The sequence below is a fragment of the Petrimonas mucosa genome (assembly GCF_900095795.1).
Classification (GTDB): Bacteria; Bacteroidota; Bacteroidia; order Bacteroidales; family Dysgonomonadaceae; genus Petrimonas; species Petrimonas mucosa.
Genome location: NZ_LT608328.1, coordinates 2,203,583 through 2,218,224, shown reverse-complemented (window position 1 = coordinate 2,218,224; position 14,642 = coordinate 2,203,583). Strand labels below are relative to the sequence as shown.

10 protein-coding genes are annotated in these 14,642 nt (G+C 53.4%); 6 read left to right on the top strand and 4 right to left on the bottom strand.

Going from position 1 to position 14,642, the window contains the following annotated elements:
• Nucleotides 1–4 precede the first annotated feature (4 nt).
• A complete protein-coding gene (locus ING2E5A_RS08980) occupies nucleotides 5–1,501 on the bottom strand; it encodes an acetyl-CoA carboxylase biotin carboxylase subunit (RefSeq protein WP_071137118.1) in 1,497 nt (498 codons plus the stop codon).
• A 54-nt stretch (nucleotides 1,502–1,555) separates the two neighbouring features.
• Nucleotides 1,556–3,088 carry an acyl-CoA carboxylase subunit beta gene (locus ING2E5A_RS08975; protein ID WP_071137117.1) on the bottom strand — a complete coding sequence of 511 codons (1,533 nt, stop codon included), beginning with the start codon at nucleotides 3,086–3,088 and terminating at the stop codon, nucleotides 1,556–1,558.
• 158 nt (nucleotides 3,089–3,246) lie between these two features.
• Here ING2E5A_RS08975 and ING2E5A_RS08970 point away from each other — a divergent pair, with 158 nt between their 5' ends.
• Complete coding sequence (locus ING2E5A_RS08970; RefSeq protein WP_071138294.1) at nucleotides 3,247–6,030, top strand: alpha-L-rhamnosidase; 2,784 nt, start codon at nucleotides 3,247–3,249, stop codon at nucleotides 6,028–6,030.
• Here the strand turns inward: ING2E5A_RS08970 and ING2E5A_RS08965 are convergent.
• On the bottom strand, nucleotides 5,956–6,852 hold the full coding sequence (locus tag ING2E5A_RS08965) for an aldo/keto reductase (RefSeq protein WP_071138293.1): 897 nt from the start codon (nucleotides 6,850–6,852) through the stop codon (nucleotides 5,956–5,958). The genes ING2E5A_RS08970 and ING2E5A_RS08965 overlap by 75 nt on opposite strands.
• Before the next feature lie 192 nt (nucleotides 6,853–7,044).
• Between ING2E5A_RS08965 and ING2E5A_RS15345 the strand changes: the two genes are divergently transcribed.
• From ING2E5A_RS15345 to ING2E5A_RS08955, 3 genes are all read left to right on the top strand, one after another.
• The gene (locus tag ING2E5A_RS15345) at nucleotides 7,045–7,470 is read left to right on the top strand and encodes a hypothetical protein (RefSeq protein ID WP_154670067.1); all 426 of its coding nucleotides are present in this window, start codon (nucleotides 7,045–7,047) and stop codon (nucleotides 7,468–7,470) included.
• Between the two features lie 93 nt (nucleotides 7,471–7,563).
• Nucleotides 7,564–9,087, top strand: a complete 1,524-nt coding sequence (locus ING2E5A_RS08960; protein WP_071137116.1) for an efflux RND transporter periplasmic adaptor subunit — start codon at nucleotides 7,564–7,566, stop codon at nucleotides 9,085–9,087.
• Nucleotides 9,088–9,099: 12 nt separating this feature from the next.
• Complete coding sequence (locus tag ING2E5A_RS08955) at nucleotides 9,100–10,515, top strand: efflux RND transporter permease subunit (RefSeq protein ID WP_071137115.1); 1,416 nt, start codon at nucleotides 9,100–9,102, stop codon at nucleotides 10,513–10,515.
• On the opposite strand, the gene ING2E5A_RS08950 is transcribed toward ING2E5A_RS08955, so the two are convergent.
• The gene (locus ING2E5A_RS08950) at nucleotides 10,512–11,615 is read right to left on the bottom strand and encodes an ISAs1 family transposase (protein ID WP_071137114.1); all 1,104 of its coding nucleotides are present in this window, start codon (nucleotides 11,613–11,615) and stop codon (nucleotides 10,512–10,514) included. The genes ING2E5A_RS08955 and ING2E5A_RS08950 overlap by 4 nt on opposite strands.
• Nucleotides 11,616–11,748: 133 nt before the next feature.
• Between ING2E5A_RS08950 and ING2E5A_RS08945 the strand changes: the two genes are divergently transcribed.
• Nucleotides 11,749–13,440, top strand: coding sequence for an efflux RND transporter permease subunit (locus ING2E5A_RS08945; RefSeq protein WP_161941975.1), 1,692 nt, complete (start codon nucleotides 11,749–11,751; stop codon nucleotides 13,438–13,440).
• Nucleotides 13,437–14,612, top strand: coding sequence for a TolC family protein (locus tag ING2E5A_RS08940; RefSeq protein WP_071137112.1), 1,176 nt, complete (start codon nucleotides 13,437–13,439; stop codon nucleotides 14,610–14,612). The genes ING2E5A_RS08945 and ING2E5A_RS08940 overlap by 4 nt, the downstream gene beginning before the upstream one ends.
• Nucleotides 14,613–14,642: the final 30 nt, after the last annotated feature.

The following is a 14,642-nucleotide window of genomic DNA, read 5'->3' as shown; positions in this document are numbered from 1 at the left end:
ACGCTTATTTATTTATTCGTTTATTCAATACCCAGACGTTGAGCGATTCACTCTTGAACATCGGGGAGTCGGAAGAGTATTGCAGATACTCTTTGGCATAGGTGATGGTTGCAGCCAGTGCTGCCATCATCGCTTCATCTTCCGACTCGAGCATGTCGGTTGTAAAGACCGAATCGACCCAATGGGTGGTGTAGGTGGCCTCCCTGAACTCCTTGCTGCGCAGGACGGTCCTGCAGAACGGCACGGTAGTTTTCAATCCCGAGATGGAGAACTCTTTCAGGGCACTCAGACTCTTGTCGATACAGTCGTCCCGGTTCTCACCATGCACAATGATCTTGGCGATCATCGAATCGAAATAGGGAGTAACCACCGAGAAATCCTTGACCCCGGTCTCCACACGGATATGATCTCCATGAGGAAAGGTGATCTTCTCGATAAATCCGGTCTGCGGTGAGAAGCGGTTCTGCGGATCCTCCGTGTTTACCCTGCACTCGATAGCCCAACCGTTGAAGGTGATCTCCTTCTGTTTCAACTGGAGCTTCTCGCCCATGGCTATCCGGAGCTGCCATTCGATCAGGTCTACCCCGGTAACCATCTCCGTTACGGGGTGTTCCACCTGGATGCGGGTATTCATCTCCATGAAATAGTAGGAGCCATCCTCGTCGAGAATAAATTCGATTGTTCCTGCAGAGTAATAGCCGATGGTTTTGGCGAACTTTACTGCCAGCGCGCCCATCTGCTCCCTCATTTTGGCATCGATACTGGCCGAGGGAGCCTCCTCCACCAGCTTCTGGTGTTTCCTTTGCAGGGAACACTCCCGCTCACCCAGATGGATGACATGCCCGAATTTGTCGCCAAGGATCTGGAACTCCAGATGCTTGGGATTGGTCAGGTACTTCTCGATAAAGATATCCCCGTTCCCGAAAGCGGCCACTGCCTCGTCGTAGGCCGACCTGAAATGGCGCTCCATGGTCTCCGGTTTCTCCACAATACGCATGCCTCGTCCGCCGCCACCGGCCGACGCCTTCAGGATGACCGGATAGCCGATCCTGTCGGCAAACTCCTTGGCGACCCTGGCATCGGTAATTGCGCCGTCGCTACCCGGCACTAGCGGCATTCCCGCCTCTGCCGCCATCTTCTTGGCGATGGTCTTGATTCCCATGTTGCGGATCAGCTCGGATGAGGGGCCCACAAAGATGATGCCGTTCTGTTCACACATGGCAGCGAAGTCGGGATTCTCCGACAGATAGCCGTAACCGGGATGGATCATGTCGATCTTATGCTCAAGAGCGAGCCGTATAATCTCTGCGGGATTGAGGAAGATAATCTTGTCGGCCAGATTCTCCCGGATAGGGATCACCTCGTCGGCATATTCCAGGTACATGGCGTCCGGTTCACGATTGCCCTGGATGACGCAGGTGGTCAGGCCCAGTTTTTTTGCAGACCGGATGATGCGTATGGCTATTTCTCCCCGGTTGGCGATTAGGATTCTTTTATTCATGCTGTGACTCTTTTTTTGTTTTACAGGAGAGGAACAGTTTTGTTCCACAGTGTATTACAATGGTATATTCCCGTGTTTTCTCTCGGGTTGGGAGTACTGTTTGTTGGCCAGTATCTCAAAAGCGGTGATAAGTACCCTCCGGGTATCCGACGGTTTGATCACGTCGTCGATCATTCCCAGCTCTTCTGCCTTGAAGGGATTGGCGATCTCCTCCTTGTACTTTTCCACCAGCTCCTGTTCGGCCGCCTTCCGGTCGGCCGCCGCGGCAAGCTCTGCCCTGTTTATGATCTTGATGGCTCCGGCAGGTCCCATGACGGCAATTTCGGCCGATGGCCAGGCGAAATTGAAATCACCCCCGATGCCGAGGCTGTTCATCACGATAAATGCTCCCCCGTACGCCTTGCGGGTGATTACGGTGACTCTGGGAACTGTAGCCTCACAAAAGGCGTAGAGCAGCTTGGCACCGTTGCGGATGATTCCGGTGTGCTCCTGTTCTGCACCGGGCATAAATCCTGGAACATCTTCCAGTACAAGGATTGGTATGTTGAAACTGTCGCAGAAGCGTACAAAGCGGGCCCCCTTTATGCTGGCGTTGATATCCAACGTACCAGCCATCACTTTCGGCTGGTTGGCCACAACGCCAATCGTCTTTCCGTTGAGTCGGGCAAAACCGACGAGGATATTCTGTGCGAACTTCTCATGAATTTCGAGGAACGTATTGTTGTCAACCAGGATGTTGACGATCTCTTTCATGTCGTACGGCCGGTTGGGATCGTCGGGAACGATCTTGTTGAGATACTCCTGCCGCTCCGCATTGAAATTGACATCCATCGAGACGGGTAACGGATCGAAGTTGTTCAGCGGCAGATAGGCCAGCAGTTTGCGGACCTGGATAATGGCATGCTCCTCGTCCTCGAACACGAAGTGTGCCACACCGCTTTTTTCAGCGTGAACATTTCCACCGCCCAGCTCATCCATGCTGATCTCCTGATTGAGCACCTCTTTCACCACGTCGGGTCCTGTTACAAACATGTAAGAGGTCTTATTGGTCATTATTACGAAGTCGGTCATGGCGGGCGAATAGACTGCTCCTCCGGCTGACGGTCCGAGGATGACGCTTATCTGCGGGATGATTCCGGACGACCGGACGTTGTTTCTGAAGATCCGTGCATATGCCGACAGGCTGTTGATGCCCTCCTGGATCCTCGCGCCGCCACTGTCGATCAACCCTATGCAGGGAGAACCGAACTTGAGGGCCATCTCCTGAACCTTGGCAATCTTCATCCCATGTGCATAACCCAGCGAGCCGCCCATCACGGTAAAATCCTGGGCATAGGCAAACACGCTACGTCCCTGTATCAGACCGCGGCCGACAACGACCCCGTCTCCATATGCATTCTGACTCTTTTTGATCTCCTTTGCCGGTTCAACGAAGGTGTTGAGCTCGAAGAAGCTTCCCTCGTCGAACAGGATATTCAATCTTTCGCGTGCAGTAAGCTTGAGCTTGGCATGTTGTTTTTGTACGGCAACCTCTTCCATCTGTTGCAAAAAGTGCCTCCGTTGCTCGAATATCTCTCTTTTGTTCATAAAATCATTTTACGGTATAGCAAAGAGTAAACAGTTGGATGGTAAAAAAAGTTTCTTGCGGAGTGACGAAATGGTGCAAGTGGATAGGGACAGGATTGGAAAAAAGTGCTATTTTTACCGTGAAAAGACCCTGGAACAATGCCATTAACGCTGCTTGTATGAAGAGAATCCTGATTGCTGCTGTTCTATTCCATGTTGTTGCGGCAAGCGCGCAACAGACCAACTGGCCTGCCACCTCGGCCGAAAGCAGGCCCTGGACACGCTGGTGGTGGTTCGGGAACGCCGTGGACCGGGCCAATCTGAGCTACAATCTAGAGGAGCTGGCCAAGGCAGGTATCGGAGGAGTGGAGATCACCCCGATTTACGGTGTAAGGAACGGTGAAGCGAACTATATTGAATATCTCTCACCGAAATGGATGGAGATGTTGAGCCATACGATAGGAGAAGCGGAGCGGCTGGGGATGAAGGTGGATATGAACACCGGCACCGGCTGGCCATTCGGAGGTCCCGGGGTGACAGTCGCCGATGCCGCAACGAAGGTGCAGTTTAAGGAGTATGAAGTGGAGGGAGGAGCACGAACGGAACTGGAGATTACCCGTCCCTTGCGGCTCTACGCCTTTTCTGATAAGGGTCGGAAATGCGACCTGACCTCTCTTGTTGATGACGAGGGGAGGCTCATTTGGGACGCACCGGCCGGAAAGTGGCGACTGATCGCGCTCTTTACCGGGAAGACATGTCAACAGGTGAAGCGGGCTGCTCCCGGTGGTGAGGGATTGGTGATGGACCATTTCAACCCGACAGCCGTGAAAAATTACCTGAGCCGGTTCGACGATGCCTTCTCTCGAAGCGGGGCACCCCGGCCGAACGCATTTTTCAACGACTCTTACGAAGTATACGGGGCAGACTGGAGTCCTAGTCTCCTGGATCACTTCAGCCAACGAAGGGGATACCGGTTGGAGGAGTATCTGCCCGAATTGCTGGGAAAAGGGGAGAGCGATCTCTCCCGTAGGGTGGTCTCCGATTACCGGGAGAGCGTGGGTGAGATGTTGCTGGAGAATTTTACGGTACCCTGGACGGAGTGGGCGCACCGGCATGGCGCAACCACCCGTAACCAGGCGCACGGTTCACCCGCCAACATCATCGACGTCTATGCGGCTGTGGATATTCCCGAATGTGAAATATTCGGCATGACCGATTTCAATATTCCCGGTTTGCGGAAAGATAGCCTGGTCAAAATCAACGACGGGGATCCGGTTACCTTGAAATTTGCAAGTTCTGCTGCCCATGTAGCGGGGAAGAGGTACACCTCCTCGGAGACATTTACCTGGTTGACGGAACATTTCAGGACCTCACTGTCGCAATGCAAGGTGGAGATCGATCAGCTCTTTACCTCGGGCGTCAACCGTGTCTGTTTCCACGGAACGCCCTATTCTCCAAGGGATGCCGCCTGGCCGGGCTGGCTCTTCTATGCGTCGGCGAACCTGTCGCCAACACAGCCCATCTGGAAAGATGCACCCGCATTCTTCTCCTATATCAACCGGGTACAGTCGTTCCTGCAGTATGGAGAGCCCGACAACGACCTGCTGCTCTACTTCCCGCTTCATGATATCTGGTATGGGGAACAGGATCACTTCTACTTCGCATTCTCCATCCATGGTCTGCGCGACAAACTTCCCAAGTTTTACCAGACCGTGGAAGAGATAAGGGCAAGCGGCAGGGAGGTGGACTATATATCTGACCGCTTTATCCGGTCGTCGACAGTCGAGGGTGGGCGCATCAAGACATCTGGAGGTGCCACATACCGGGCTCTGGTGTTGCCCGGCGTCAAGTTTATGCAGCCCGAAACCCTGGAGAAGATCTGGCAGCTGGCCAATGAGGGTGCGACCATCATTTTTATCGACCACTATCCCGATGATGTTCCAGGTCTGCAGGGCCTGGAAACCCGGAGGGCCAGATTCTCGCGGCTGATCTCCCGGTTTCCGCGTGTCGATTTCGGAAAAACAGTTATGGCAGGTATCGGCAAGGGATGGTTCATCACCGGCCGGGATTGCCGGCAGCTGTTTGAAGCGGCAGGAATCGGCCACGAAAGCTTTATCGCGGAGTACGGTGGACAGCTGATCCGCAGGCAAAACGAGACAGGTTATCACTACTTTTTTACCATGCTGACCGACAACGAGATTGATGGTTGGGTGCCACTGGGTGTCAAGGCACGGTCGGCCATCTTCTTCAATCCGATGGATGGCAGTTCGGGAAAGGCATTGTTGCGTGAGCATGAGGGCAGCTGTGAAGTATATATGCAGTTGGAACCGGGTGAGTCGATCATATTGAAAACCTTTACAGTTGATGATGTGGATCTGCCGGGGTGGACCTATTTTCGTGACACGGGAAGGGAGCTCAGGTTAACCGATGGCTGGAACCTGGAGTTTCTGGAGAGTGAACCGGCCATCGACACCCATTTCAGGCTCGATAGCCTGGTCTCCTGGACCCGAATCGGTGGTGAGGATACGAAGAGGAATATGGCTACCGGACGTTATCGCATCAGGTTTGCCATCAAAAAGGAGTCGGGAAGGGAATACCTGCTCAAGCTGGGTGATGTGAGGGAAAGCGCGCGTCTCCATGTAAACGGGAGGGAGGTGGGTACCCTCTATGCCGTCCCCTTCACAGCCGCTATCGGCAACTACTTGGTGGATGGCGAGAATCTGCTTGAGATCGATGTGACAAACCTGCCGGCAAACCGCATATCGGATTACGACAGGCGGGGGGTGGAGTGGCGCATCTTTAACGATATCAACGTGGTAGATATTAACTATAAACAAACACTTTATGATAGGTGGGAGCCGGTACCTTCCGGTTTGCTGGGTCCGGTATCAATAAAAGAGGTGCTGCTTACTCATGACCCGGTCGACCGCATCGTCAACCTGGGCAATCGATTCCAACCCTAATGTCATGCAGTGGATATTGGATTCGGCAAGTGCAAATTTCAGCGACTCTTCCCGCTCACTCTCACTGATGTGTCGACCTTCGCCGAAAATCTTCATGCCGATAACTCCCTTGCCGTTCTTCCGTGCCCTGCACAGAAGCTCCTTTACCGCATCGGGTGTATTGTCCATATGGGTCTGAAACGGGTTGATACGTGCCATGATCACATCCACCCAGGGGTTATCCACCGCCTCCACCATGGCCTCCCAGTTGTGGCAGGAGACGCCCATTGCACGGATAATACCCTCTTCCTTCGCTCTGGCCAATCCCTCCATATAGTGTTTGCGGTTCTGGCTCCAGTTGCCCTGCATCAGGCAGTGCATCAGTACGATATCGATGTAGTCGGTACCCAGTTCCCGCCGGTAGCGGTCGAGTGATTCCCGTACAGGAAGGTTCCTCTCCGAACCATCCTCGTAGGTCCAGATCTTTGTCAACAGGGTAATCTTCTCGCGGGGAAGTGACTTGATCGCTTCTCCCACATAGGGATGAGATCCGTACGAGTCGGCCATGTCGAAGAAGCTGATTCCACGTTGATATGCATGGCGAGCCATTTCTACAAATCTCTCCATTCCCAGCCGGGTCTGGTTGGATGCTTTTGAACTTCCCTTGGAGCCGGTACCCAAAGCGATGCGTGATACCTTCAGTCCCGAATTTCCCAAACTGACCCGATCTACCCTCGCATTGGGAATAGAGGTGAAGTTTAACAGCGCTGCACTGCTTACGGTCAATCCCGCAAAGCCCGCCAGTCCGGTACGGATAAATTTCCTACGTGATTGTTTTTCCATGTTACGCTCTATTTGATGTTTCCGGGAGTTACCCAACCTGTCAAAAATAGAAAATAAAATTGGTTGTGACAAGCTTTGATTCCAGATTGTGCTGAATTTTAACATCTTCCAGCCGCTTCATTCCTCCAGCACGATTCAGTTTTTGTTTGGATTGGCCGGTTTTTTTTTTACCTTTGTTGGATAGTTATAGCGATGAAACGAGCCGTCGGAATAGGAATGTTGTTGGTTGCCAATATGATTTTATTGGTGCACGCCTTTATTCCGCACCATCACCACCATCTCTGTTCCGACAGTTTCACTGAATTTTATCACTGGAACGATCCGCCACGCCACTGTTGTCACACAGACAACAAAGATGAACACCATGAGTTGTCATTGGTAGATTGTCTGCTTGACAATATCGTCTACCTCCCCTCTTTCCAGGAGAACGTTTCCGGTGATGACCCTGCAGACCAGGAGAGAGATACCGACTTCCCGACGCTTTGCCTCACGGCAGTAACCTCCGATCGCGGTGAACCGCTATATGGTTTGCCTTTTCGACGAAAACCGCAAGCTGATCCTCTATTTACCAACCATAATGCCCGTATCCGTGGATTGCGGGCTCCTCCTGCCTGCTGACTGAAGAGCCGCTCCGGCTACCTCTGATTCCCGAAACGAAGCTTTCCGGGAGATTTATCATTTAACTCTTATTCCATTCAGAAAACTGTAACGATGAAACTAAATTATCTGTTCCTGTCGTTGTTGCTGGTCTTGATTCCCATTTCCTGCAACCGGCATAGCAATCATAACGATCACGACGATGAACACCATCACCACCACGACCACGTGGATAACCTGCAGTTGGTTGCCTATGGCAACGGGCTGGAGTTGTACGTGCAGGCGAAACCCTTTGCTGTAGATCACGAAAGCGAGGTGATCGCCCATATTACCCGATTGGATGACTTCAAGCCACTCGATAAGGGTACCGTTACGGCCCGGTTGATAACAGGCAGCGATACGGTGATGCAGACCCTCAATTTTCCCGTAGAGCCGGGAATTTTCAGGTTTTCCCTCCAACCGCGGCAGAAAGGAGAGGCCAGGCTTCTATTCCAGGTAACTGAGACCGGACAAGATTCGGAAGTTGTTGTTGATGGGCTGACCGTGTTTGAAGATTTTCACGATGCCATTCATGCGGCTGAAGATGCCCTGATTAGAGGCAGCAATGCAATCCAATTTACCAAGGAGCAGAGTTGGAAAGTTGATTTTGCGACTGAGGAGGTGCGCAAGGTGCCGTTCGGACAGCTGATACGAACTGTCGGACAGCTTGAACCGACGCCGGCCGATGAACAGGTGGTGGCGGCGAGAACCGGCGGAATTGTCCTTTTCCCGGGCAGTGATCTGGTGGAGGGGAAAACAGTGGCTGCCGGCCAGACCCTCTTCTCCATCGATGGCAGTGGACTGGCTGACAATAATCTCTCTGTCCGTTTCGACGAGGCCAGAAATGAATATGAACGTGCCAGGGCGGAGTATGAGCGAAAGCAAGATTTGGCCAAGGATCAGATTATCTCGCAACGGGAGTTGCTCAATGCAAAGACCGAGATGGAGAATGCCCGGTCGGCCTTCGAGAATCTCCAACGCAACTTCTCTGCCGGAAAACAGGTGGTAAGTTCACCCATTGGCGGATTCATCGCGGCAGTGCTGGTGCGCAACGGCCAGTATGTGGATGCCGGTCAGCCGGTACTCAGGGTGACCCGGAACGGACGCCTCTTTGTGAAGGCGGAACTTCGTCCCAAGTATGCCGAGGAGCTCAACCGCATTGCCGCCGTCACCTTCCGGCAGTTGGGCCGTGATCTGGCTTACACGCTGGAGGAGCTGAACGGTAGGGTGGTCTCTGTCGGCAAGGTGACCAGTGAGGAGAACCCGCTGCTTCCCGTCATGTTCGAGATCGACAATCGTCCCGGTCTGATTCCCGGAAGTCTTGTCGAGCTCCATATCCTGACAGCAACAGTGGATGAGGTGGTGACGGTAGCCGATGATGCTATCGTGGAGGAGATGGGCAGCCATTTTGTCTATGTGCAGCTGACACCTGAGCTCTTTGAAAAACGTCCGGTCAGGTTGGGCCGTACCGACCGGCTCCGTACCGAAATCATCGCCGGGGTTTCACCGGGCGAGCGGGTTGTCAGCAAGGGGGCCATGCTGGTGAAGCTCTCCCAGGTGGCCGGTGCGATCGATGCCCACTCGGGTCATGCTCATTAAAATGGATAGGCTATGTTGAACAAGATCATCAAATATTCACTCAACAACAGGCTTTTTGTTTTGTTGGGTGCCCTCCTGCTCATCGTGGGCGGATTGTATACCGCCGGCGAAATGGATGTGGATGTCTTTCCCGACCTGACCGCCCCCACCGTGGCCGTCATGACCGATGCTCATGGCATGTCGGCCGAGGAGGTGGAGCGCCTGGTCACCTTCCATATCGAGACCTCCGTTAATGGTGCTACCGATGTGAGGCGGGTACGCTCCGCCTCCATGCAGGGATACTCCTTTGTCTGGGTGGAGTTTGACTGGGGAACCGATATCTTCAGGGCCCGTCAGGTGGTGAGCGAGAAGATGGTGACATTGGGCGGTGTGCTGCCCGAAGGGATTGTACCGGTACTGGCTCCGCAATCGAGCATCATGGGCGAGATCCTCTTTATCGGACTGAAGGCTGATACCACTACACTGATGGAACTGCGCACCCTGGCCGAATGGGTGGTCAAGCCGGCCATCCTGGCAACGGGCGGTGTGTCACAGGTGACAATCATCGGCGGAGATCAGAAGCAGTACCAGATACTGGCAGATCCGCAACGGATGGACCGCTTCGGGGTGACCATGGCGGAGCTGGCGGAGACGGGACGAGGTTTCAGCGCCAACTCATCGGGTGGGGTGGTCCGCGATTTTGGAAACGAGTATATGATCCGCGGAATTGCTCGTACCAACGATCTGGAGGAGTTGGGTGAAACCCTGGTTAAAACGGTAAACAACCGGCCGGTTGTGGTCTCCGACGTGGCCGATCTGGTGATCGGCAGTGCGGTGAAGTATGGTTTCGCCTCCGAGAATGGGGAGCCGGCAGTGATCATGGCCATCTCCAAACAGCCCAATGTCAATACGCTGAAGGTGACCGAGAAGATCGAGAAGAACCTGGCCGAAATCGAGAAGTCGCTACCGACCGATGTGGTGCTCAATACCCGGATATTCCGTCAGGCCGATTTCATCGAGGCATCGGTCAACAACGTGCGGAGCGCCCTGCTCGAAGGTGCCCTCTTCGTGGTGCTCATCCTCTTCCTCTTTCTGGCCAGCTTCCGGACTACCGTCATCTCGGTGCTGGCCATTCCCCTCTCGCTGCTGGGGACGGTGATCGTCCTGCATCTGCTGGGGTTGAACATCAATACGATGACCTTGGGCGGGATGACCATCGCCATCGGTTCGCTGGTGGATGATGCCATCATCGACGTGGAGAATGTCTACAAGCGGCTGAAGCAGAACCACCGCAAGCCGAGGGAGGAGCGGGAACCGGTCTTGGATGTGGTGCTGAATGCATCGATCGAGATTCGGGCCTCCATCCTGAACGCCACCCTGATCATCATGGTGGCCTTTGTTCCGCTCTTCTTCCTGACCGGCATGGAGGGACAGGGTCAACGCATTTAAATTTTCAACAACTGTAGCAAAAAGTTGTCATCCCACCCGGCCTTGAGACGTTTTGAAACCAAAGAACCCTTCGATGTGTCTTGTTTTAGAAGGTTGAGTGCTATTTTTCTGATGAAGGAAAAGTTTTGGGCGGAGTTCTTCGCCCTTTTCCTTTGCCGGTCTTCGTCAAAAACCATGTCCAATGTCCAGTGGAGTTTGTTTTCAATGCCCCAGTGCTGACGTATAAAAGTGTTGAAGTTTGCTGCTTGGTCAATGACACTGCTAATGTAGAAACGGGTTTCGGTCTCCTGTTTTTTACCCGTGTCCCTGTGGGCAGTAATCCTGACAATCGTCTTGAGTCCTTTCCAGTGTTCCCTGTTGTCGATGAAACCCAGGTTCGAGATAATTTCACAGGTACGTGTTTCAATCCGTCCGTGCCCTTTTTCCGTCACCTGATCGACCGAGTCCGGATTATGCCGGTTGAAACTGTCCTCCACCTGGGACAAAAGCTCTTTCTGGTTACCCTTGACCGAAAGGATATAATCCGCTTTATTTTCTATGATTTTTTCAGCAATCTTCGTTTGGGTACCAATGGCATCTATGGTAATAATGCTTCCTTCTATGTCAAGCAGGTCCAGCAATAACGGGATGGCCGTGATCTCATTGCTTTTCTCATCCACCTTGAGTTGGCCCAGGACCAATTGGTTTTCTGATGCCCAGGCGCTGACCATGTAGATGGCGTTCTTTTCATGAAAGCTGTCTTTGGACCCTTTTATACACTTGCCGTCCAAGCTGATAACCTCTTTTGTGATATGCTCATCCTTTAAAGAATCAACCCATTTGATGAAAGCTTCTTCAAAAAGACGTGGACGTAAACTGGAAAACACCCTGTTAATCGTATCGTGTGAGGGGATACCGTTGGGCAGTTTGAGGAACGTTTTCAGGAATGAAAGTTTTGTCTTGCCGAAAAGTTCAATTGAATCCCACGATTCCGCCCCACAAATAACGGCGAGTATCGACAGGATTATGATGTCGGATAGCAGGTGTTTCTTGTTCCTGTTGATTCGGTGGTCGGGAATGCACTCAAAATACCGGTGCAAAGAAGTGGCTGGACTTGTCATGTCTTTTTTGAGGCAAAGATACGCATTTACATTGCCTCAAAACAACACAAGTTATTAACAACCAGACGGATAAATTGTTGATAACACTGTCTTTTCTGATTTTTTTATGCGTTGACCCTGCATGGAGGGACGGATGTTGAAACCGCTCGGCATCGCCTATATCGTGGCGCTCTTCGTCTCGCTAATTGTGGCTATGACCATCACTCCGCTGCTCTGCAAACTGCTGCTTACCGACGGGAAATATCTGAACCGGAACCGGCAGGATAGCTGGCTGACACGGAAACTGAACGGAATCTATGAGAAATCGCTGGAGTGGGTACTCCGCAACAAGCGGAAGGTTTTCTACCCGACAGCAGGAATCTTCCTGGGTGCGATTGCCCTCTGCTTTACCATGGGACAGAGCTTCCTGCCGGAGTTCAACGAGGGTGCACTGGTGATCACGGCAGTGACCAAGCCCGGTGTCTCGCCCGAAGAGACCGACCGGCTAGGCCTGCTGATGGAGCAGGAGTTGTTGAAGATTCCGGAAGTGACCGGTACCGCACGACGTACCGGACGGGGAGAACTGGATGAACATTCGCAGGCGGGGAACAGCTCCGAGATCGATGTCCGGTTCAGCAAGCTCAAACGGAGCAATGAGGAGTTCCTGAACGAGATCCGCAGCGTGCTGAGTACAGTTCCAGGCGTAGCCGTAACGGTGGGGCAACCGTTGGGGCACCGCATCGACCACATGTTGTCGGGTACACGAGCAAATATTGCGATCAAGCTGTTCGGACCCGACCTGAGTGAACTCTTTATGCTGGGCAGCCAGATAGGGCATTCGATCGAGGGAGTTGAGGGTCTGGTGGATGTCTCGGTTGAGCAGCAGACCGAAACCCCACAGCTGCAGTTGAGACCTAACCGGGCGATGCTGGCCAGGTACGGCATCACGGTAGAGCAGTTCAACCGGTTTGTTGAACTGGCATTTGCCGGAGAGAAACTGGGCGATATCTATGAAGGAGAACGCAGTTTCGATCTGGTGTTGCGCCTGAACGACAACTATACCGGGAGTCTCGATGCGATTCGCTCAGCACTGATCGATATGGGCAATGGACGCAAGGTGCCCCTTGAGGAGGTTGCCGACATCGTTTCGGTGGGGGGTCCCGGCAGCATCTCGCGAGAAAACGTGCAACGGAAGATCGTGGTCTCCGCCAACACCGCTGGACGCGATCTGAAGAGCGTGGTAGATGATGTCCGCCGGACGGTAGACGAGAAGATCCGGTTGCCGGAGGGTTATAGGGTCGAGTATGGCGGACAGTTCGAAACCGCCGCCAAGGCGTCGCGCACCCTGCTCATTGCCTCACTGCTTGCCATCGGCCTGATCTTTCTGCTGCTCTACGGGGAGTTCAAGGAGTTGACCCTCTCGACCATCGTGCTGGTCAACTTGCCGTTGGCATTGATCGGAGGGGTGTTGGCGCTCTACCTCACTTCGGCCGTGATCAGCATTCCCTCCATCATCGGTTTCATCACCCTTTTCGGGATCGCCACGCGCAATGGAATCCTGCTGATTTCCAGATATCAACATATGCAACAGGAGGGAGAATCGCTTCACCGGAGGGTGTTGCAGGGCTCGGTCGACCGGCTCAATCCCATCTTGATGACTGCGCTCACGGCTGCCCTGGCCCTGATCCCGCTCGTCTTCCAGGGTGATAAGCCCGGCAACGAGATCCAGAGTCCCATGGCCGTGGTGGTGTTGGGTGGGCTGCTCACCTCCACGCTGCTCAATCTCTTCATTGTGCCTATCGTATATGAGTATGTTGAGACAAGGAGAAAAAATAATATCTTATGAAAAAATTGATCTATTTCGTCGTTTATCTCGTTCCCATTATGGCAATGGGGCAGGAGCGCTACGCCGCCATCCTGCAGGATATCGAGGCAAACAATACTACACTGGCCGCATTGCGGGAGGAGACCAATGCGCAGATGCTCGGTAACCGGACCGGCATCACTCTGCCCGATCCGGAGGCTGAGTTCAACTACCTGTGGGGCAACCCTTCACTCATCGGGAACCGTACCGATTTTTCGGTGACACAATCCTTCGACTTTCCGACTGCCTATCACCACCGCAGGGAGATAGCCGGCATGCAGAACCGCAATGCCGAACTCCGTTACAAGGCCCAACGGATCCGTCTGCTGCTGGAGGCCAAACAGACCTGTATCGAGCTGGTCTATCAGAATGCCTTGGTGAAGGAGTACTCGGTGCGGCTCGATCATGCCCGGCAGATTGCCGAGAGTTACCGGCTCAGGCTGGAGCAGGGTGATGCCAACCTGCTCGGATATAACAAGGCCCGTCTCAACCTGACGGCAGTAGATGCCCAACTGGCGAAAGCGGAGGCTGAGCGGGAGCGGCTGCTCTCCGAACTGAAACGGTTGAATGGCGGCAATGAGCCTATCTCACTGCCGGATCACTTTCTTCCATCGCCGCTGCCCACCGATTTTGAGACCTGGTATTCGGAGGCGGAAAACCGAAACCCGCTGCTCCAGTACGTGAAGGGGGAGGTTAATATTGTCAGGGCAGAGGTGAAGTTGAACCGTGCACTCCTGTTGCCGAAGTTTACCACTGGCTATATGAGTGAGACGGTGGTTGGTGAACAGTTCCGGGGCATTACGCTGGGAATCTCCCTGCCACTCTGGGAGAACCGGAGCCGGTTGCGGGAGGCAGAGGCCAGGATCAAGTCTTCGGAAGCCCAACTGGAGGATAGCCGGTTACAGTTTTACAACCAGTTGCAGGGGCTTTACCGCAAGGCGTCGATCCTGCGCGGGCATGCATTGGAACTTCGCCAGGCGGTTGCCGACAGCCGCAACAATGGCTTGCTGAATAAGGCGTTGGAGAGCGGGGAGATCTCGCTGTTGGAATACCTGTTGGAACTGGAGTATTACTATGATGCTGTTGAGCAGGCATTGGAGGTGGAACGCGACTATGAACTGGCACTGGCGGAATTGTCGGCTGTGGAACTATAATACCACCTTCACAAAACAATGTGGTTGATT